The organism is Williamsia serinedens, from assembly GCF_024171725.1.
GTDB lineage: Bacteria > Actinomycetota > Actinomycetes > Mycobacteriales > Mycobacteriaceae > Williamsia_A > Williamsia_A serinedens.
Genome location: NZ_JAMTCG010000001.1, coordinates 137,863 through 158,319 on the forward strand (window position 1 = coordinate 137,863; position 20,457 = coordinate 158,319).

The following is a 20,457-nucleotide window of genomic DNA, read 5'->3' on the forward strand; positions in this document are numbered from 1 at the left end:
CGTGCCGTTCGTCACCTCCGGTGGCGCCGGATCGACCGGCGACGACGACACGACAGGCCCCGGCCCCGGCTCCACGCCGGGATCGGGGCCTGTCCCGTCCTCGGCCGCGTCCGATCTCGTCGCCGCACGCCGACAACTCCTCGCCCACAGCGACGCCGCGCAGCGCGACGACGCCGCCGGGCTGCGGCAGGTCCTCGTCGACCTCCACGACTTCTGGCTCACCACGAAGGGCGCCGAACTCGGCATCCGCCCCGACAGCGGGTTCGCGATCGTAGCGGTCGGCGGGCTGGGCCGACAGGAGTTGCTGCCGCACTCCGACCTCGACCTGATCCTCCTGCACGACGACATGGACCCCGCGCGGGTCGCCGAGGTCGCCGACGGCCTCTGGTACCCGCTGTGGGACGCCCACATCAAGCTCGACCACAGCGTCCGCACGGTGTCGCAGGCACTGCAGGTCGCCTCCCAGGACATGAGCGCGGCGCTCGGGCTGCTCGAGGCCCGACACATCGCCGGCGACGAGTCGCTGTCGGCGCTGCTCATCTCCGGTGTGCGCCGGCAGTGGCGCACCGACATCCGCACCCGCTTCCCGCAGCTCGTCGAGTCCGCCCGCGACCGGTGGCGGCGCAGCGGCGACATCGCGCACCGCGCCGAGCCGGACCTGAAGAACGGGCGCGGCGGCCTCCGGGACGTGCAGATGCTGGGCGCACTCGCCGCCGCCCAGCTCACCGACGGGATGGGCACGCTGCGTCCGGACTCGCCCGGCGCAGGACTGCAGACCGCCTACGGTCGACTGCTCGACATCCGGACCGAACTGCACCGCATCGCCGGTCGACCGCGCGAGCAGCTGCGCGCGCAGGACGCCGACGAGATCGGTGCCGCATTGCGCATCGGCGACCGCTTCGACCTCGCCCGCGTCATCAGCGACAGCGCCCGCACCATCGGCTACTCGGTCGACGTCGGTCTGCGGACCGCGGGCAACGCCCTGCCGCGCCGCGGACTGGCCAAGCTGCGGCGATCGCCGGTCCGTCGCCCCCTCGACGAGGGTGTCGTCGAGCACGCCGGCGAGGTGGTGTTGGCGCGCAACGCGATCCCCAGCAAGGATCCGGGACTGATCCTGCGGGTCGCGGCCGCCTCGGCCCGCACCGGTCTGCCCATGAGTGCCTCGACGCTCGCCCGACTCGCCGACCACGCACCCGAGCTCCGCGAGCCGTGGCCCGCCGAGGCCCTCAGCGACCTGCTGGTCCTGCTCGGGACGGGACGCCACATGGTCGCGCCGATCGAGGCGCTCGACCGGACCGGACTGTGGGGGAGGTTGCTGCCGGAGTGGGGTGCGGTGCGCGACCTCCCGCCTCGGGACCCGGTGCACACGTGGACCGTCGACCGGCATCTCGTCGGGACCGCGGTGTACGCCTCCACCATGACCACCCGGGTGTCCCGGCCCGACCTGCTGGTCCTCGGGGCGCTGCTGCACGATCTGGGCAAGGGTCGCGGTGCCGACCACAGCGTCGTCGGCGCCGAGCTCGCCACCCAGATCGGGAACCGGTTCGGGTTGTGGCCGCAGGACGTCGCGACGCTCTCGGCGATGGTCCGTCACCACCTGCTCCTCCCCGTCACCGCCACCCGCCGCGACCCCGACGACCCCGCGACCACGCAGTTCGTCGTCGACACGCTCGGCGGTGACCGGGTGCTGCTCGAACTGCTCGCCGCCCTGGCCGAGGCGGACTCGCTGGCGACCGGGCCCGGTGTGTGGGGCGACTGGAAGTCCTCGCTCGTCTCCGAACTGGTCCGGCGCTGCCTGCGCGTGATGGACGGGGAGGAACTGCACCGGCCCGACCCGCTCACCGACGAGCAGCGAGCCCGGGCCGAGGCCGGGGGAGTGCACGTCGACATCGCATCCGTCCCCGGCTCGCACACGCGGGTGGTGACCGTGATCGCCCCGGACGGTCCCGGCCTGCTGTCCACGACGTCGGGTGTGTTGGCGCTCAACGGGTTGCGCTGTCACACCGCGATGGTGCAGTCCCACGCGGGCAGCGTCGTCAACACCTTCCGGGTCATCCCGGCCTTCGGCGACCCGCCCGACCCCGGCCTGCTCCGCCAGCAGGTGCTCCAGGCGACGGCGGGCACCCTCGACGTCATCCGCCGTCTCGACAAGCGGGAGGCCGAGTCACCGGTGCCGGTGGCGTCGCCACCCGAGGACGGCACACCGGTGGCCGTCCCGGCCCTGTTCGCGATGGCCCCGCCGCGCGTGTTGTGGATCGACGCCGACCCGACGGCCGGCAGCGGCCCGGTGCTCGAACTGCGTGCCGCCGACCGCATCGGTCTGCTGTCGCGGGTCTCGGCGGTGCTCGAACGACATGGTGTCGACATCGTGTGGGCGATGGTCGAGACACTCGGCGGGACGGTCGTCGACACGTTCTGTCTACGCCTGCCCGACGACTCCCCGGCGCGGCGGTCGGAGCTCGCCGACGCCGTGATCGCGGTGGTGCCCCCACCCGAGCCGCCGCGTGAGACCGAGACCCCGGCACCCACCGCGGACAGCGCCCGCGGCGGTGTGCCCGGCGCCTGACACCGACACCGTCGCACCGTCGAATACGCTGGTGGTCATGTTCGATTCCCTGTCCGACCGGTTGACCGGTGCCCTCAAGGACCTGCGCGGCAAGGGCAAGCTGTCCGACGCCGACATCGACCGGACCTGCCGGGAGATCCGTCTGGCCCTGCTCGACGCCGACGTCTCGCTGCAGGTGGTGCGCGGGTTCATCGCGCGCATCAAGGAGCGCGCGAAGGGCTCCGAGGTCTCGGGGGCACTCAACCCGGCCCAGCAGATCGTCAAGATCGTCAACGAGGAGCTCATCGCGGTCCTCGGCGGCGAGACGCGGCGCATCGCCTACGCCAAGACGCCGCCGACGGTCATCATGCTGGCCGGCCTGCAGGGCGCGGGCAAGACGACCCTCGCGGGCAAGCTCGCCGCCTGGTTGATCAAGCAGGGCCACACCCCGATCCTCGTCGCGTGTGACCTCCAGCGCCCCGGTGCCGTGGACCAGTTGAAGGTCGTCGGTGAGCGGGCCGGGACGCCGGTGTTCGCGCCGCATCCCGGCACCTCCGTCGGGGGCGAGGGTGTCCTCGGCGTCAGCGCGGCCGACCCGATCGGGGTGGCCCGCGACGGCATCGAGCACGCCCGTGCGCGCCAGCACGACGTCGTCATCGTCGACACCGCCGGTCGCCTCGGCATCGACGCCGAACTCATGGCGCAGGCCAAGGGGATCCGCGACGCCGTCTCGCCCGACGAGGTGCTCTTCGTCGTCGACGCGATGATCGGTCAGGACGCCGTCACCACCGCCGAGGCCTTCGCCGAGGGCGTCGACTTCACCGGTGTCGTGCTGACCAAGCTCGACGGCGACGCCCGTGGTGGTGCCGCGCTGTCGGTGCGGGAGATCACCGGCCGCCCGATCATGTTCGCGTCGTCGGGCGAGAAGCTCGAGGACTTCGACGTCTTCCACCCCGACCGGATGGCCAGCCGCATCCTGGGCATGGGCGACGTGCTCTCGCTCATCGAGCAGGCCGAGGAGCACTGGGACGCCGAGCAGGCCGAGGCCGCCGCGGCGAAGATCACCCAGGGCGAGCTGACCCTCGAGGACTTCCTCGAGCAGATGCTGATGATCCGCAAGATGGGTCCGATCGGGAACCTGCTCGGCATGCTGCCCGGCGCCGGCCAGATGAAGGACGCCCTCGCGCAGGTCGACGACAAACAGCTCGACCGGGTGCAGGCCATCATCCGCGGCATGACGCCCGCCGAGCGCGACAACCCGAAGATCATCAACGCCTCCCGGCGCCTGCGGATCGCCAACGGGTCGGGCGTCAGCGTCAGCGAGGTCAACCAGCTCGTCGACCGGTTCTTCGAGGCCCGCAAGATGATGGCCCAGATGTCGGGTCGGATGGGCATGCCGGGTGGCAACCGTCGCTCCAACCGCAAGAAGGGCGGCAAGAAGGGGAAGAAGGGCGGCCGCGGTCCGACGCCACCGAAGATGCGCGGTGGGATGCCGGGCATGCCCGCCGGCTTCCCCGACCTGTCGAACATGCCCGCCGGGCTGGACCAGCTGCCCCCGGGCCTCGAGGGCATCGACCTGTCGAGCCTGCAGCCGAAGAAGCGCTGACGCACCCCGACATGACGGGTCCGATCGCGCCGCCGCTGCACGTCCGCGGGCGCGACGCGTTGACCGGTGAACCGGTCGAGCTGTGGACCGACGGCGAGGTCATCCGCCACGACCCGGTTCCCGGTGCCGTCACCGTCGCCGACGACGGATGGGTCCTGCCGGGTTTCGTCGACGCCCACAACCACGTCGGCATCGCGCCGGGGCTCGGGGTGACGATCGGGCAGGCACGGGAGTTCGCGCTCGCCGACGCCCGCGCGGGTGCCCTGCTCATCCGCGAGGTCGGGTCGCCGGTCGACACCCATCCGCTCGACGACGACCCCCGCTGCCCGCGGTTCCTGCGGGCCGGACGACACATCGCGCGGCCCAAGCGGTACCTGCGCGACTACGGCGTCGAGCTCGACGACCCCGACTCGCTCGCCGACGAGGTCCGTCGTCAGGCCCGCGCCGGCGACGGCTGGGTCAAGCTCGTCGGGGACTGGATCGACCGCGAGGTCGGGGACCTCGCCCCGCTGTGGACCGACGACCAGGTCGCCGCGGCGGTCGTGGCGGCCCACGACGAGGGTGCGCGGATCACCGCCCACGTCTTCGGCACCGATGCCCTGCACGGGCTCATCGCCGCGGGCATCGACTGCATCGAACACGGCACCGGACTCACCGACGACCTGATCGCGCAGATGGCCGACCGCGGCATCGCGCTCGTCCCGACCCTGATCCAGGTCGACAACTTCCCCGGCATCGCCGACTCGGCCGACCGGTTCCCGACCTACGCCGCCCACATGCGCGCGCTGCACGCCGGCGCCCCGGGGGTCGTCGAGGCCGCCGCCGAGGCAGGGGTGCCCGTCTTCACCGGCACCGACGCCGGCGGGTTCGTCGAACACGGTCGCATCGTCGACGAGATCGTCGCGCTGGCAGGGATCGGCCTCGACGCCACGCGGGTGCTGCGGGCGGCGACCGTGCAGGCGCGCGCCTGGTTGTCGGCGGGTGCTCTCGCCGACGGTGACCGCGCCGACCTGCTGGTCCTCGGCGACGACCCGCGCGCCGACCTCGACGTGCTGCGGTCACCGGCGGCGGTCGTCGTCGGTGGCGCGGTGCTCTGAGCACGCAGCCGACGATTTCGGGGGCGGGTGGGGACTCTGGCACAATGGTCCGCCGGTACGTCGGACCCGGTCATGTGCCGCCCGACGGTCACGCCGCACCAACCGCGAAACCGGGCCCACCACACCAGGTGGGTCGCTGAATCGCGCTGTGACCACAGAGAAGAGAGACCCATGGCAGTCAAGATCAAGCTCACGCGACTCGGCAAGATCCGCAACCCCCAGTACCGCGTGGTCGTCGCCGACGCCCGCACCCGCCGGGACGGTCGCGCCATCGAGACGATCGGCAAGTACCACCCGAAGGAAGAGCCGAGCCTGATCGAGATCGACTCCGAGCGCGCGCAGTACTGGCTCGGCGTCGGCGCACAGCCGACCGAGCCGGTGCAGGCCCTGCTGAAGATCACCGGTGACTGGCAGAAGTTCAAGGGCCTGCCGGGCGCCGAGGGCACGCTGAAGGCCAAGGAGCCCAAGCCCAGCAAGCTCGACCTGTTCAACGCCGCCCTCGCGTCGGCCGACAGCGAGCCCGCGGGCGAGGCCACCACCCCGAAGAAGCGCGCGCCGAAGAAGGCCGACGCCGACGCCACCGCCGAGGAGACCCCGGCCACCGAGGCCGCCGAGTGAGTGCTGTCGTCGCCGACGCCGTCGAGCACCTGGTGCGCGGCATCGTCGCCAACCCCGACGACGTCCGGGTGGAGTACATCACCGGCCGTCGCGGCCGGATGGTCGAGGTGCACGTCAACCCCGAGGACCTCGGCAAGGTGATCGGTCGGGGTGGTCGCACGGCGACCGCCCTGCGGACCCTCGTCGGCGGGATCGGTGGCCGCGGCGTCCGCCTGGACATCGTCGACACCGACCGCTGAGGTCCACACCGCCGATGGATCTCGCGGTCGGTCGGATCGTGAAGTCGCACGGGGTGCGCGGTGAGGTCGTCGTCGACGTCCGCACCGACGACCCCGACGCCCGTTTCGCCCCGGGCACCGTCCTGCGCGGCAAGTTGCCGCGCGGGGCGGGGGAGCGCAGCTTCGGTGTGGTCGCCGCACGCGACCACGGCGACCGTCTGCTCGTCCGGCTCGAGGGCGTGGACGACCGGACCGCCGCCGACGACCTGCGCGGTGTCCTGCTCGTCGTCGACGCCGACTCCGTCGACTCCGGCGACGACCCCGACGAGTTCTACGACCACGAGATCATCGGTGTCCCCGTGCGCACGGTCGCCGGGGACGAGGTCGGCACCCTCGCCGACGTGCTGCACCTGCCCGGCGGTGACACGCTCGTCGTCGCCGTCGGTGAGGGCGACGCCCGCCGCGAGGTGTTGGTGCCGTTCGTGGCGGAGATGGTGCCGACCGTGACCACGGAGGTCGTCGAGATCGACCCGCCCGACGGCCTGCTCGACCTGTGACCACCGCGACGGGGTCACCGGCAGGAGGGGAGGGACCGCGCCTGCGGCTCGACGTCGTGTCGATCTTCCCCGACTACCTCGAACCGTTGCGCCTGTCGCTGCCGGGCCGGGCCGCCGAGCGCGGGATAGTCTCGCTCGCCGTCCACGACCTGCGGGACTGGACCCACGACGTCCACCGCGCCGTCGACGACTCGCCCTACGGCGGGGGTCCCGGGATGGTGATGAAGCCCGAGATCTGGGGGCCGTGCCTCGACGACGTCTGCCCCGACGACGCGATCCTCGTCGTCCCCACCCCGGCCGGCGTGCCGTTCACCCAGGCGATCGCCGAGGAGCTGTCCGCCGCAACGCATCTCGTGTTCGCGTGCGGGCGGTACGAGGGGATCGACCAACGCGTCGTCGACGACGCCGCGCGGCGCGTCCGGGTCCTCGAACTGTCGATCGGCGACTACGTGCTCATCGGTGGCGAGGTCGCCACCATGGTCATGGTGGAGGCGATCGTCCGTCTCGTCGACGGCGTCCTCGGCAACGCCGAGTCCCACCGGCAGGACTCGTTCTCCGACGGCCTCCTCGAGGCGCCCGCCTACACCCGGCCGCAGACCTGGCGCGGGCTGTCGGTGCCCGACGTCCTGCGCGGGGGCGACCACGCGGCCATCCTCGCGTGGCGACGCGAACAGTCCCTGGCCCGCACCCGCGATCGACGACCCGACCTGCTCGCCGGGGAACCGGACACCGACCACGGATCACGGGGATAACCTCAGCGGGTGCACCACTGGTACACCCACGACATCGTGGCGGGCGGCAAGCTGCCGCTGCTGCTGTTCTTCGCCGGCTTCGTCGGCGGGTTCATCGCGACCCGGGTCAGCGTGCGGCTCATCCGCGCCGACGTGAAGTGGTGGTTCCGCAACGTCAGCGCCGGACAGACCCACGTGCACCACATGGTGTTCGGGGTGGTGCTGTCGCTGGTGTCCGGCGTCTGGATCGTCGCGATCTCGATGACCGCGACGCAGGCGCAGCTGTCCTGGCTGGCGTGTGCGTTCGGCGTCGGGGCGGCGCTCATCCTCGACGAGTTCGCCCTCATCTTCTATCTGCGCGACGTGTATTGGGCCGAGGAGGGGCGTGCGTCGGTGGACGCCGTCTTCGCGATGGTCGGGGCCACCGGCATGGCGTTGCTCGGTTTCCGACCCCTCGAGCTCATCAGCGTCTCCGACGCCTTCGACGACAGTTGGACCGAGACCCTCATCACCGTCGCCTTCGGCCTGGTGGGGCTGCTCGTCGCCGCGGTCGTGGTGGCCAAGGGCAAGCCGTGGACGGCGTTGATCGGCATCTTCGTGTTCCCGGTGCTGCTGATCGGTGCCATCCGCCTCGCCGACCCCGCGTCGCCGTGGGCGCGGTGGCGTTACACGTCGCGGCCGAAGCGGATGCACCGCGCGATCCGACGCGAGCGTCGGCAACGGCGCCCGCTGGTGCGGGCGAAGATCTTCCTGCAGGACCTCATGGCCGGCAGCCCGGACGTCGCCCACGCGATCGAGGCCGCCGAGACCGAACTCGACCGGGTGGTCCACCCGGCACCGGCACCCGACCCCGCCGGGCCGCGATCGTCGGTGCTGCTCTCCGGTCCGCGCTGACCCCGTGGGCTGACCCCGCGGGCGATTTCCGCAGCGGAGGGGGCCTCTGGCACAATGGTCGGGTTGCCGCTCGACGGTCGCATGCCGGTGTCGTCTCGACACCCGCGCCGGATGTCCGATCCGGTCCGACGAGCGGTCGCCCACGACTGGAGCACGAACCGGCGTCGGAGCACATCGCCTGCGGTGTGCGCGCCGGGTCCTCTGTTCACGCCCTGTACGCAGATTGGAACCGACCGATGAACACGCTGGACTCCCTCGACCAGAAGTCGCTGCGCGACGACATCCCCGACTTCCGCCCCGGCGACACGCTCGACGTGCACGTCAAGGTCATCGAGGGCTCGAAGGAGCGCGTCCAGGTGTTCAAGGGCGTCGTGATCCGTCGTCAGGGCGGCGGGATCCGTGAGACGTTCACCGTCCGCAAGGTCTCCTTCGGCGTCGGTGTCGAGCGCACCTTCCCGGTGCACAGCCCCACCATCGCCAAGATCGACGTGGTCACCCGCGGTGACGTCCGCCGCGCCAAGCTCTACTACCTGCGTGATCTGCGCGGCAAGGCCGCCAAGATCAAGGAGAAGCGCTGACGCTCTCCCGTGTCGCCGCGACGTGTGCCGTCGCGGCGACCACGGCCTGCGCTCGACTAGGCTGACGCGGTGCCCGACACTCCTCGCCACGGACGGCCCGACCCGGATCCCCCGCTCGACGACGAGTCGCGGTACGACCCGCAGTCCGCGCCCGGTGAAGGCGATGCCGACGAGACGGACGAGAAGCCGTGGCGCACGACCGGGCCCCGGCGTGAGGGCCGCGGTCGGTCCGCGCTGCGGGAGACCGCCATCATCATCGTCAGCGTCCTGGTCCTCACCTGGGTGCTGCAGACGTTCGTCGGCCGCCAGTACGTGATCCCCTCGGAGTCGATGGAGAACACCCTCCACGGCTGCACGGGGTGCACCAACGACCGCATCGTCATCGACAAGCTCACCTACCGCTTCGACGACCCGAAACCCGGCGACGTCGTCGTGTTCAAGGCGCCGACGGCGTCGTGGGACGAGGGGTGGACCTCACCGCGCTCGAGCAACACCGTCGTCCGCGGTCTGCAGGATGCGCTGTCCTGGTTCGGGTTCGCCCCGCCCGACGAGAACGACCTCGTCAAGCGCGTCATCGCGACCGGGGGTCAGACGGTGCAGTGCCGCAACGCCGACCGCAAGGGCGTGACGGTGAACGGCAAGGCCCTGACCGAGCGCTACATCGACAAGGCCCTGCAACAGCAGGACGCCGGCATCAACCCCGGTCTCGACGCGGGCGGCACCGGCACGCTGTCCAGCTGTCTCGGACCGGATTTCGGACCGATCACCGTTCCCCAGGGCAACCTGTGGGTGATGGGGGACAACCGGGGCAACTCCGCCGACTCCCGCTATCACATCACCGACGAACTGCAGGGCACCGTCCCCATCTCCGACGTCCGAGGCAAGGTGCGCTTCATCATCTATCCGTTCTCCCGGATCGGTGGTGTCGGCTCCTTCGACCCACAGCGGTGACCGGCGCTCTCCCGGGCGCGCGCTCCCGGCGCTGGCCGCCGCGACCGCCCGTGCGACGCGCGGCGAGTCTCCGCACCTACGAGTTCGCCCTGACCAACAGCGGACTGGGCCCGGTGGCCGGTGTCGACGAGGCCGGCCGCGGCGCCTGCGCGGGACCGCTCGTGGTCGCGGCCTGCATCCTGCGGCCCACCCAACCGGTCTCGCTGTCCGAGCTCGACGACTCGAAGAAGCACACCGCCGCGATGCGGGAGACCCTGTACCGCTCGGTGTTGCGGCACGCCGTCGCGAGCAGCGTGGTCGTGATCGACGCCGAGGAGGTCGACCGGATCGGCATCCACGTCGCCAACATCGAGGGGATGCGCCGGGCGATCGCGACGTTGTCGGTCCGTCCCGGATACGTTCTCTCCGACGGGTTCCGGGTCCCCGGGTTGACCGTGCCGTCGTTGCCGGTGATCGGCGGCGACGGGGCGGCGGCGTGCATCGCGGCGGCGAGCATCCTGGCCAAGGTGACCCGCGACCGCATCATGGTCGAGATGGACGCCGCACTGCCGGGATACGAGTTCGCGGTGCACAAGGGGTACAGCACCGAGCTGCACATGTCCTGCATCGACCGCCTCGGGCCGTCCCCGCAGCACCGCATGTCGTACCGCAACGTGCGTGAGCGCGTGCGTCCGGGATCCGCGCAGGACCGCACTGGTTAGGCTGAGCGCATGAGTGCGGAGGATCTCGAGAAGTACGAGACCGAGATGGAGCTGTCGCTGTACCGCGAGTACAAGGACGTGGTCGGCCAGTTCACCTACGTGGTCGAGACCGAGCGTCGCTTCTACCTCGCCAACAGCGTCGAGATGGTGCCCCGCAACGCCGACGGTGAGGTCTACTTCGAGGTGCGGATGTCCGACGCCTGGGTGTGGGACATGTACCGGCCCGCACGGTTCGTCAAACAGGTCCGCGTGATCACGTTCAAGGACGTCAACATCGAGGAACTCGAGTCGTCGGAGCTCAGGCTGCCCGAGGACGGGGACCTGCCGGGCTGACCGGCTCGGCCGGTGTCCGCCGCAGGGCGAGACACGCCGCCGCGAGCACAAGCGCCGTCGCGGCGATCGTCCACAGCGTCGTGGTGAACGCGGCGAGGAACGCGCGGGCCGCCGCGTGGTCTGCCGCGTCCCGCAGCGCGGGACCCGCGGTCGCCAGCACCCGGGCTCGCGGACCGGTGCCCGCATCGCGGGTGGAGCAGCCGGGCGGGGCCACCTCGGGCCGCGTGGACGACAGCTGCCGTCGGGCGCAGTCGGTGAACGACCCGACGACGAACGGCGCCACCTCGGTCGGCACGGGCGTGGTGCGCAACGACGCGGTCAGGCGTTCTCCCGACTGCGTGGCCGCCGACGGGGCCGCGCCGGCCACCTGCGCGAAGAAGAACACCCCCACCACCGCCAGGCCGACCGATGCACCGATCTGCTGCACCGTCGGGACCATCCCCGACGCCGAGCCGACGGTCTGCTCGGTGGTGCCGGACACGATGGTCGCCTGCAGCGGCGCCACGAACAGTCCGACGCCGACGCCCCCGAGCACCAGTGCCGGGATCAGGGGCGGCAGGTCCAACGCAGCCGACGACGGGTCGAGCAGGGCGGCCGTCCACGCGACGGCCACGGCGAAGACGGCCATCCCGAGCGCCAGGGTGCGCGCACCCAGGCGCGGCACGATCAGCGACGACCCGACCGACCCGGCAGCGGCACCGAGCGCGAACGGCAGCGTGATGAGTCCCGTGCGCAGCGCCGAGTAGCCCAGGCCGAACTGCGCGGTCACCGACATCGCGAAGAAGAACGCGCCGAAGACCCCGAAGAACGCGATCGACAGCACGCATCCGACCGCGAAGGCGCGGCTGCGGAACAGGTCCACGCGCAGCAGTGGCTGCCCGCCCCGGTCCAGCAGTGACCTCTCGTGCACGAGGAATGTCGCGACCAGGATCACCGCGGCGCCCATGAGCACCCAGGTCCAGGCGGGCCATCCCTTCTCCCGGCCGACGGCGAGCGGGTAGATGAGGGCGAACAGGCCGGACGACGACAGGACGGCGCCGCGGAGGTCGAGCGGGACGTCGCGGACGGCGCGCATCACCGGCAGACACCGCCACGCCACGAGGCAGGCGATCACGCCGAAGGGCATGTTCACGAGGAAGACGACCCGCCAGCCGAGCCCGGCCACGTCGGCCGAGATGAGTGCACCGCCGACCACCGGGCCGCAGATCGCGGCGATGCCCGCCGTCGCGCCGTAGACGCCGAACACGAGCGGGTGCCGCGCCCGGGGGAACATCGTCGCGATCACCGCGATGGTCTGCGCCGACGCACAGGCGGCGCTCACGCCCTGCACCCCCCGCAGCACGATCAGCTCGGTGGGGCCGGTCGCCGTGCCGCACAGGACGGACGCGATCGTGAACGCGGCCAGGGCCCCGACGAACATGCGGTGTCGCCCGACGCGTTCACCGAGTCGCGACCCGGCCATCAGCGTGCAGGCGAACGCCAGGGTGTAGACGGTGAGCACCAGCAGCTGGTCCGACGACGTCGCCGCGAGATCACGGGCGAGGTCGGGCAGTGCGATGTTGACGATGGTGGTGTCCACCATCTGCATGAACACCGCGATGAGGCACGCCGCGAACGCCGCCCACGCGATCGCCGGTCGGGGATGGATGGCCGCCCCGACCGGCGGGGTGACCACCGACGTGTCGGATGCCGTGCGTGTCGGCGAGTCCGCCACGTCGGCTCAGCGCGTCAGCGAGGCCAGCGACGGCGCGTGGTCGCCGGCGGAGGCGATCGCGCGGAACATGTCGGAGAACCGGGCGACGTAGTGGTCGATCGACTCCGCGGCGGTGGCGGTGTCCGGGTAGAGCAGGGTCATGACGGTGTACTCGGGGAACCGGTTGACCCAGAGGTACACCTCCTCCGACGACCCGCGGTTGCCGAAGACACCGCCGTTGATGTGGTCGAACATCTGCGCGCCGGGCAGCTTGCGGACGTCGATGAAACTCACCATCGGCACGACCCAGCCGTCGGGGACGACGATGCCGGAGTCGGCGGGGATCAACTCGACCACGCGGTGCAGCGACACCTCCGACAGCGACTTCCCGGCGTCGAAGGACTGCTGTGTCCGGCCCACGAGCGAGGCGAAGGTGTCGTCGTTCTCGAAGTCGGTGGTGACCGGGATGAGGTTGGTGAACCAGCCGACGGAGTTGAACTCCTCCGGGGTGCTGCGGGTGTTCTTCGGCGTGAAACCGAGGTACCGCGAGGCGCCGGTGATCTCGTGGGCGACCATCCCGGCGACGGTCAGGACACCGGCGGTGAAGCCGGCGCGGTTGGCCTTGCAGGCGGCGTCGAAGCGGTCGGCCCCGGGGCCGTCGAGGAGTTGCACGGTCAGGATCCGGCTGCGGGTGTAGCCGTCCTCGGCGACGCCGAGGTCGAGCGGGAAGCGGGGCAGCGTCCCGCCGTTCGCGGAGAGCAGGGACAGCCACCGGGCGACCCGCTCGTCGGACAGGTCGAGCTCGGCGCCGGCGTCGCGCTCGCGGACGCAGTAGTCGAGGTAGCTGCCCGCCGGAGCGAGGGCGGGGGCGGATCCCGAGACCGCGCTGCCGTAGAGGGCGATGAGGTCGACGCACGACAGCGCCTGCGAGACACCGTCGGAGTTGAGGTGGTCGACCGCGAAGTAGACGGTGAAGCTCTCGTCGTGCTCGATCACCCCGACGGTGAAGCAGTCCCAGTGGAACGGCCCCGGCGTCGTCTGCTGCACGTGGGCGAGGATCGCGGCGCTGTCGGCGAAGTCACCGTGATCGGTGGGGGCGAACTCGACCGACTCGGCGTCCATCAGATGGCGGGTGACGACGTGGTCGTCGTCGATCGCGAACCAGCTGCGGAAGGTGTCGTGCCGGCGGAGGAAACCGTTCACGGTGCGGGTCATCGCCTCGACGTCGAGGTGCCCGCCGATGTCGAAGGAGATGAGGCACAGCCGGGAGAAGCGGAAGCCCGCGTTCTCGTTGCGGCGTGCGGCGCGCAGGTAGGACTGCTGCTGGTAGGACGGCGGCACGGCGGTCGCGGGAGCGGCGGCGGCCGCGTCGATCGCGGCCGGTGTCGCGTGCCAGGTGGTGACCCGGCCCGGCGCCGGCGTCCACTCGTCGATCAGCCCGAAATTGATCATGTCCATCCCCTCTGACGCGGGTGCCCGCGCCTGTCCCCGGCACCGGTCTCGCCCTCGACCCACGGGGTCGCCGACGCACCACGACGTGTGTCTCACCCGTACACACCCAATCGGACAATGCCGACGAGAGCGCGTGTGTCACAACAGGTGTTGAGACGTGACCGCCCCCACACCTACGGGAAGGTAACCCGGACACCTGAGCAGAGGCAACTTCCGACGGACAGTGCCACAAGTGGTGCTGTGACCTGCACAGCGGATGCTGTGACCTGCATTACCGTGGGGTAGGGTCGCCTGCGCACCACGGGCCGCACGTCGCCCGCGGCGGCCGCCGGAGCCGGTCCACACCGTGATCGTCCCGGCGCGGGGATCGAGGGGATGGGCGGGGTGACCGGGCGACAGGCGACGGCGGGACGCGGCACGACAGGAGCCGTCGGTGCAGTCGTCGTCCTCCTTCTCGCGGCGTTGGCGGCGACGGTGTCCCCGGCGTCCGCGCAGTCCGCCGCGACCATCGCCTCCGAGCGACCCGGCGTCCGCGGGACCCTGGCCCTGACCGTCGCCTCGCCGGCGATGCGTGCGCCGATGCGCGTCGACGTGATCCCCCCTCGGGACCCCTCCGTCCCCCATCCGACCGTCTATCTCCTCAACGGCGCTCAGGGTGGACTCAACGGCAGCAGCTGGCTCGACCAGACCGACGTCGTCGACTTCTTCGCCGGCAAGAACGCCACCGTCGTGATCCCGGTGGGCGGTCAGGCCAGCTACTTCGCCGACTGGCGGGCCGACGACCCCGTCCTGGGCCATCAGAAGTGGGCGACGTTCCTGACGAAGGAGCTGCCGCCGCTGATGGACGCCCGTTTCGGCGGCGACGGGCGCAACGCGCTCGCCGGGATCTCCATGGCGGGCACGTCCGTCCTCCAGCTGGCGATCGAGGCACCCGGTCTCTACCGCGCCGTCGGCTCCTACAGTGGCTGCGCCCAGACGTCCGACCTCGTCGGACAGGCCTACGTCCGACTGACCGTCGCCCGCGGTGGCGGGAACGCCGACAACATGTACGGCCCCGTCGACGACCCGGCCTGGGTCCGCAACGACCCCTACGTCAACGCCGAGAAGCTGCGCGGCACGGCGCTCTACATCTCCGCGGCCACCGGTGCACCCGGCCCCTACGACCGCATCGACGGGCCCGGGATCGACGGGAACGTCGCGGAACTGGTGTCGCGCATCGGCGTCGGCGCCGTCATCGAGAGCTCGGTACGACGGTGCACGGTCGCGCTGCAGGCCAAGCTCGACCGTCTCGGCATCCCGGCGACGTTCTCGCTGCCGCCGGCCGGGACGCACAGCTGGCCGTACTGGCAGGACAGCCTGCACCGCTCGTGGCCGCTGTTCGCCCGAGCGCTCGCGACGGGCTGACGCTCCCCAGTTCGCCCCGCCTCCACACATGGGGCGCCGGGGCGCGGTCGTCAGCCCCCGGGCGACGGTCCCGGCGACCAGAGTGGCCGACGTGGAGGACAGCGCACGGCCAGCGAGCCGACAACTGATCGGCCGCCGGGGCGAGGACGCCGCGGCGGACCACCTGCTGCACCAGGGCTTCTCGGTGCTGGAGCGGAACTGGCGGTGCCGCTGGGGCGAGCTGGACATCATCGCCGCCGACGGTCCCGCCCTCGTCGTGGTCGAGGTGAAGACCCGCACCGGCGACCGCTTCGGTAGCCCGGCCGAGGCGGTGACCCCGGCCAAGTACCGGCGACTCCGTCGTCTCGCGGGCCTGTGGCTCGACGGACAGTCCCGGGGCTTCGCCGCCGTCCGCTTCGACGTCGTCGCCGTCCTGCTCGACCTGCGTACCGACGCGGTCGCGGTGACCCACATCCGGGGGATCTCGTGAGCGGCCTGGGGCGCGCCCGGTCGGCCGCGGTGGTCGGCGTGTCGGGGACCCCGGTCGAGATCGAGTCGTTCGTGAACCAGGGGCTCCCCGCGGTCGCGCTGGTGGGTCTGGCCGACGCGTCGCTCCGCGAGGCCAAGGACCGTGTGCGTGCGGCGGTCAGCAACTCGGGGTGCAAGTGGCCCGACGGCCGCGTCGTGCTGAACCTGTCGCCGGCGACGATGCCCAAGAGCGGATCGTCCTACGACCTCGCGATCGCGGTCGCGGTCCTCGCGGCGAGTGACGCCGTGCCCACGGCCCTGCTCGACGAATGCCTCCTCCTCGGCGAACTGGCGCTCGACGGGCGGGTCCGGCCCGTGCACGGTGTCCTGCCGTCGGTGATGGCGGCGGTCGAGGAGGGGCTGACGCGGGTCGTCGTGCCCCGCGGCAACGCCGCCGAGGCGGCGCTGGTGCCCGGGGTGGAGATCGGGGCGGTCGGTCACCTGCGGGAGGTGGTCGCGTGGTTGGAGGGCAAGGCCGTCCTCGACACAGTCGGCGACCCGGTGCCCGCCGCGACGGCGTCGTCCGCCGACACCGTCGACATGGCCGACGTGGTCGGCCAGGAGGAGGCCCGTCACGCGCTCGAGATCGCCGCCGCCGGTGGGCATCACGTGTTCATGAGCGGTCCGCCGGGCATCGGCAAGACGATGCTCGCGCGCCGTCTGCCGGGGATCCTGCCGCCGCTGACCGAGTCGGAGGCCCTCGAGGCCACGGTGATCCACTCCGTGGCCGGCACGTTGCCGGTCGGCGGACCGCTGCTCGTCGAGCCACCGTTCATCGCGCCGCACCACTCGACCTCGCACACCGCCCTCGTCGGCGGGGGCACCGGGATGGCCCGGCCGGGCGCGGTGTCCCGCGCGCACCGTGGGGTGCTGTTCCTCGACGAGTGTGCCGAGATGGGGGTGAAGGCACTCGAGTCGCTGCGCACGCCACTGGAGGACGGGCAGACCCGGGTGTGGCGGCGCGACGGAGTCGCGACGCTGCCCGCACGCTTCCTGCTCGTCCTCGCGGCGAACCCGTGCCCGTGTGCACCGGCGCAGGACGTCGACTGCGTGTGCACCGCGCAGGTGCGGCGCCGCTACCTCGGCAAGCTGTCGGGGCCGCTCATGGACCGCGTCGACCTCCGGGTCCGCATGGACCCGCCCGGCACCGCGGCGTTGACCGGCGGGCCCGGTGAGTCGAGCGCCGACATCCGGGCGCGCGTCGTCGCCGCCCGGGAGGCGGCGAGGGAGCGGTGGGCCGACCACGGATGGGCGACCAACGCCGAGGTGCCCGGGTCGGCACTGCGCACGCGATACGCGTTGCCGTCCACCGTCACCCGGCCCATCGGGCTCTACCTGCGAGACGGACGAGTCACCGCGCGAGGGGCGGACCGGGCCCTGCGGTTGGCGTGGACACTGAACGACCTGCGCGGTGGGGTCACCCCGACGCAGGACGAGGTCGCCCAGGCGCTGATGTTCCGCGACCGGGAGCGCGTGTGAGCGCCCCTGCGCCCGGGGCCGGCACCCGGCGGCTGCACGCGTGGGCCTACCTGTCCCGCGTCGCCGAGCCGCCTGCGGCCGGGGTCGCCCGCCTGGTCGAGGAGCTCGGTGTCGAGGAGGCGGCCGCGGCGATCCGCACACGTGTCGTGCCGCCGGCGCATCGCGGCGTGCTGCGCTCGACGGCGGCCCGCTGCGAGACCGATTGTGCCGCCGACGATCTCGTCACCATCGATCGTCTGGGCGGTCGGCTCGTGACGCCGGACGACGACGAGTGGCCCGGGTGGGCGCTGCACGCGCTGGACACCGCCGACACGGCGGCGCGCGGCGGGCCGCCGCTCGCGCTCTGGGTCCGGGGGCCCGCGCATCTCGCCGACCTGGCCGACGGAGCGGTGGCCGTGGTGGGATCCCGGGCCGCGACGGCCTACGGCACACGCATGGCCTCGACGGTCGCCGCCGGTGCCGTCGAGCGGGGCAGGGCGGTGGTGTCCGGCGGGGCCTACGGGATCGACGGGGCCGCGCACCGGCGCGCACTCGCCGACGCGGGGAGCACGATCGCGGTCCTGGCCTGCGGCCTCGACATCGACTACCCGACCGACCACGGCGCGTTGTTCGCCGAGATCGCCCGCACCGGTGCGGTGGTCAGCGAGTACGCACCCGGCACCACCGCAGCTCGCCACCGGTTCCTCGCCCGCAACCGACTCGTCGTCGCACTGTCGGCGGCGGTGGTCGTGGTGGAGGCGGGACGGCGCAGCGGGGCGAACAACACGGCGGCCTGGGCGAGGATCGTCGGCCGACCACTCGGTGCCGTTCCCGGGCCCGCGACGTCGGCCATGTCGGTGGGATGTCACGCGTTGATCGCGGACGGCTACGCGCAACTCGTCGACGGCGCCGCGGCCGTCGAGCGCCTTATCGCCCCGGATGGCGGGGGCGACTCCGCGAACCCCCGCACCACCGTCGACGACCTCGACCCGGTCGTCGCGCGGGTGCGGGAGGCCATCCCCGCCGCCGGACGTGCCGGCGTCGCGGAGATCGCGTTCTCGGCAGGGGTCGACGCGGGCACCACGCGATCGGCGTTGGCGACACTGGACATGCTGGGCCTGGTCGACGGGGACGGGTCGGGGTGGGCGTTGGCCCGGACCCGCCCGGCGCGCGCCGGGGAGGGAGGTGCGGGACAGCGCCGTCTGCTCTGACGGTGGCCCGCGCGGCGTGACCGGTTAGGCTTACCTAACATCCGGTGTACGCTGTCGCCATGGCCAAGCGACTGAACACCATGGAGGTCCGTCGGACCGAATGGATCACCCCGCACATGGTGCGCGTCCATCTCGGCGGTCCCGGCTTCGCCGACTTCGCGGCGACCGACGACACCGACGCCTACGTGAAGTTCATCTTCGGCGTCCCCGGCGTCGTCTACCCCGAGCCGTTCGACCTCGACCGCATCCGTACGGAGTTCGCGCCCACGGAGCAGCCGGTCCTGCGGACCTACACCGTGCGGTCGGTCGACGACGAGCGTGGCGAGATCGCCGTCGATTTCGTCGTCCACGGGGACACCGGTGTCGCCGGACCGTGGGCCGCGTCGGTGCAACCGGGGGAGACCGTGCGCTTCCTGGGTCCGGGCAGCGGGTATCGCCCCGATCCCGAGGCGCCATGGCACCTGCTCGCCTCCGACGAGGCCGGGCTCCCGGCGCTCGCGGCCGCGCTGGCCGCGCTGCCCGACGACGCGACCGCCCAGGCCTTCATCGAGGTCGCGGGTCCCGAGGACGAGATCGCGCTCACCGCGCCGTCGCGGGCCACCATCACCTGGGTGCACCGCGGGGCCGGGTCGGACGTCGCCGACGACTCGATCGCCGGGGACAACGCGCCTCTGGTCGACGCGGTCCGACGTGCTCCCTGGCTGCCGGGCGAGCCGCAGGTCTTCATCCACGGCGAGGCCCAGGCCGTCATGCACGGCCTGCGCCCCTACGTGCGCAAGGAACGCGGGGTGAGCGCCCGACGCGCGTCGATCTCCGGGTACTGGCGTCGCGGCCGCACCGAGGAGGGCTTCCGGCAGTGGAAGGCCGACCTGCGTCGTGCCGAGGAGGCCGTCCCGGCGGTCTGACACCGCCGATCACGGGCGGCGTCGGGCATCAGGCGTCGCTTCGGTCACGACAGGCGCGTCACACGCGACACACGCGTCCCGTCGGCGCAGGGTGGTCCCATGCACGACGCCGGACGACTGGCCGACTTCGAGGCCTTCTTGCGCCACGAGAAGGGGCACAGCGAGCACACCGTGCGCGCCTACTGCGCCGACGTCCGCTCGCTGGTCGCGTTCGCCGGGTCCCGGGCGGTGTCGGCCGGCGACATCGATCTCGACCTCCTCCGCGCCTGGCTGGCGCAGACGGCGCGGCGCGGCGCGGCGCGCACGACGATCGCCCGCCACGTCTCGTCGGCGAAGACGTTCTGCGCGTGGGCGGTTCGCGAGGGTGTGCTCGCGGGCGACCCGTCCCTGCGGTTGCAGGCGCCGCGCGCCCATCGCACGTTGCCCCCCGTGCTCACCGCCGACCAGGCCGCCGCGGTGGCGACCCGCCCCGTTCCCGATGGCTCGCCGATCGCCGTGAGGGACGCAGCCCTCGTGGAGGTCCTCTACGGCACCGGGATCCGCGTCGGCGAACTCTGTGGCCTCGACCTCGACGACGTCGACGACGACCGTCGGGTGCTGCGGGTGATCGGCAAGGGCGACAAGGAACGCAGCGTCCCGTTCGGCGTCCCCGCCGCCGACGCGCTCGCGCGCTGGCGTCGGGACGGCCGACCGTCGCTGGCGACCGGGGAATCGGGTCGGGCCCTGTTCCTCGGTGTCCGGGGCCGACGCCTCGACCAGCGAGCGGCCCGTCGTGTCGTGCACGAGGCGGTCGCCGGCGTCGACGGCGCCCCCGACATCGGCCCCCACGGGCTGCGGCACTCGGCGGCGACGCATCTGCTCGAGGGAGGTGCCGACCTGCGTGTGGTGCAGGAACTCCTGGGCCACTCGTCGCTGGCCACCACGCAGCTCTACACCCATGTGGGTGTCGACCGCCTGCGCGCGGTCCACCGACAGGCGCACCCCCGGGCGTAGACGCG

The 20,457-nt window shown here is 72.2% G+C and carries 20 protein-coding genes; 18 read left to right on the top strand and 2 right to left on the bottom strand.

What is annotated here, in order from left to right:
* Position 1 precedes the first annotated feature (1 nt).
* The 12 genes from LX12_RS00605 (at position 2) to LX12_RS00660 (ending at position 10,829) form a co-directional block, all read left to right on the top strand.
* The gene (locus LX12_RS00605; RefSeq protein ID WP_253652574.1) at positions 2 to 2,566 is read left to right on the top strand and encodes a [protein-PII] uridylyltransferase; all 2,565 of its coding nucleotides are present in this window, start codon (positions 2 to 4) and stop codon (positions 2,564 to 2,566) included.
* A gap of 37 nt (positions 2,567 to 2,603) precedes the next feature.
* Positions 2,604 to 4,151, top strand: a complete 1,548-nt coding sequence (ffh, locus tag LX12_RS00610; RefSeq protein WP_253652575.1) for a signal recognition particle protein — start codon at positions 2,604 to 2,606, stop codon at positions 4,149 to 4,151.
* Between the two features lie 11 nt (positions 4,152 to 4,162).
* Positions 4,163 to 5,248: an amidohydrolase family protein gene (locus tag LX12_RS00615; protein WP_253652576.1), complete on the top strand. Its 1,086-nt coding sequence runs from the start codon at positions 4,163 to 4,165 to the stop codon at positions 5,246 to 5,248.
* A 171-nt stretch (positions 5,249 to 5,419) separates the two neighbouring features.
* The gene (rpsP, locus tag LX12_RS00620; RefSeq protein ID WP_253652577.1) at positions 5,420 to 5,866 is read left to right on the top strand and encodes a 30S ribosomal protein S16; all 447 of its coding nucleotides are present in this window, start codon (positions 5,420 to 5,422) and stop codon (positions 5,864 to 5,866) included.
* Complete coding sequence (locus tag LX12_RS00625; protein WP_253652578.1) at positions 5,863 to 6,105, top strand: RNA-binding protein; 243 nt, start codon at positions 5,863 to 5,865, stop codon at positions 6,103 to 6,105. The genes rpsP and LX12_RS00625 overlap by 4 nt, the downstream gene beginning before the upstream one ends.
* 14 nt (positions 6,106 to 6,119) lie before the next feature.
* Complete coding sequence (rimM, locus tag LX12_RS00630; RefSeq protein WP_253652579.1) at positions 6,120 to 6,641, top strand: ribosome maturation factor RimM; 522 nt, start codon at positions 6,120 to 6,122, stop codon at positions 6,639 to 6,641.
* 41 nt (positions 6,642 to 6,682) lie between these two features.
* A complete protein-coding gene (trmD, locus tag LX12_RS00635; RefSeq protein WP_253653121.1) occupies positions 6,683 to 7,393 on the top strand; it encodes a tRNA (guanosine(37)-N1)-methyltransferase TrmD in 711 nt (236 codons plus the stop codon).
* 9 nt (positions 7,394 to 7,402) lie between these two features.
* Positions 7,403 to 8,266 carry a hypothetical protein gene (locus tag LX12_RS00640; protein WP_253652580.1) on the top strand — a complete coding sequence of 288 codons (864 nt, stop codon included), beginning with the start codon at positions 7,403 to 7,405 and terminating at the stop codon, positions 8,264 to 8,266.
* 236 nt (positions 8,267 to 8,502) lie between these two features.
* A complete protein-coding gene (gene rplS, locus LX12_RS00645) occupies positions 8,503 to 8,844 on the top strand; it encodes a 50S ribosomal protein L19 (protein WP_253652581.1) in 342 nt (113 codons plus the stop codon).
* Positions 8,845 to 8,913: 69 nt separating this feature from the next.
* A complete protein-coding gene (lepB, locus tag LX12_RS00650; RefSeq protein ID WP_253652582.1) occupies positions 8,914 to 9,795 on the top strand; it encodes a signal peptidase I in 882 nt (293 codons plus the stop codon).
* Between the two features lie 50 nt (positions 9,796 to 9,845).
* Positions 9,846 to 10,496 carry a ribonuclease HII gene (locus LX12_RS00655; RefSeq protein WP_253652583.1) on the top strand — a complete coding sequence of 217 codons (651 nt, stop codon included), beginning with the start codon at positions 9,846 to 9,848 and terminating at the stop codon, positions 10,494 to 10,496.
* Between the two features lie 9 nt (positions 10,497 to 10,505).
* Positions 10,506 to 10,829 carry a DUF2469 domain-containing protein gene (locus LX12_RS00660; RefSeq protein WP_253652584.1) on the top strand — a complete coding sequence of 108 codons (324 nt, stop codon included), beginning with the start codon at positions 10,506 to 10,508 and terminating at the stop codon, positions 10,827 to 10,829.
* Here the strand turns inward: LX12_RS00660 and LX12_RS00665 are convergent.
* Both LX12_RS00665 and LX12_RS00670 read right to left on the bottom strand, forming a co-directional pair.
* Entirely contained in the window at positions 10,795 to 12,543 is a 1,749-nt protein-coding gene (locus LX12_RS00665; RefSeq protein WP_253652585.1) for an MFS transporter, read from the bottom strand. The two genes, LX12_RS00660 and LX12_RS00665, sit on opposite strands and share 35 nt — an antisense overlap.
* Positions 12,544 to 12,549: 6 nt before the next feature.
* Positions 12,550 to 13,974 carry a condensation domain-containing protein gene (locus LX12_RS00670; protein ID WP_253652586.1) on the bottom strand — a complete coding sequence of 475 codons (1,425 nt, stop codon included), beginning with the start codon at positions 13,972 to 13,974 and terminating at the stop codon, positions 12,550 to 12,552.
* Between the two features lie 375 nt (positions 13,975 to 14,349).
* Between LX12_RS00670 and LX12_RS00675 the strand changes: the two genes are divergently transcribed.
* The 6 genes from LX12_RS00675 to LX12_RS00700 all read left to right on the top strand — a co-directional run bounded on the left by LX12_RS00675 (position 14,350) and on the right by LX12_RS00700 (position 20,452).
* A complete protein-coding gene (locus LX12_RS00675) occupies positions 14,350 to 15,378 on the top strand; it encodes an alpha/beta hydrolase (RefSeq protein ID WP_372504888.1) in 1,029 nt (342 codons plus the stop codon).
* 91 nt (positions 15,379 to 15,469) lie between these two features.
* Positions 15,470 to 15,847: a YraN family protein gene (locus LX12_RS00680; RefSeq protein ID WP_253652587.1), complete on the top strand. Its 378-nt coding sequence runs from the start codon at positions 15,470 to 15,472 to the stop codon at positions 15,845 to 15,847.
* Complete coding sequence (locus tag LX12_RS00685; RefSeq protein WP_253652588.1) at positions 15,844 to 17,364, top strand: YifB family Mg chelatase-like AAA ATPase; 1,521 nt, start codon at positions 15,844 to 15,846, stop codon at positions 17,362 to 17,364. Before LX12_RS00680 ends, LX12_RS00685 begins: the two co-directional genes overlap by 4 nt.
* Positions 17,361 to 18,554 (top strand): DNA-processing protein DprA, encoded by a 1,194-nt coding sequence (gene dprA, locus LX12_RS00690; RefSeq protein WP_253652589.1) that lies wholly within the window; start codon positions 17,361 to 17,363, stop codon positions 18,552 to 18,554. The genes LX12_RS00685 and dprA overlap by 4 nt, the downstream gene beginning before the upstream one ends.
* A gap of 59 nt (positions 18,555 to 18,613) precedes the next feature.
* Complete coding sequence (locus LX12_RS00695; protein WP_253652590.1) at positions 18,614 to 19,459, top strand: siderophore-interacting protein; 846 nt, start codon at positions 18,614 to 18,616, stop codon at positions 19,457 to 19,459.
* Positions 19,460 to 19,558: 99 nt separating this feature from the next.
* The gene (locus LX12_RS00700; RefSeq protein WP_253652591.1) at positions 19,559 to 20,452 is read left to right on the top strand and encodes a tyrosine recombinase XerC; all 894 of its coding nucleotides are present in this window, start codon (positions 19,559 to 19,561) and stop codon (positions 20,450 to 20,452) included.
* Positions 20,453 to 20,457 lie beyond the last annotated feature (5 nt).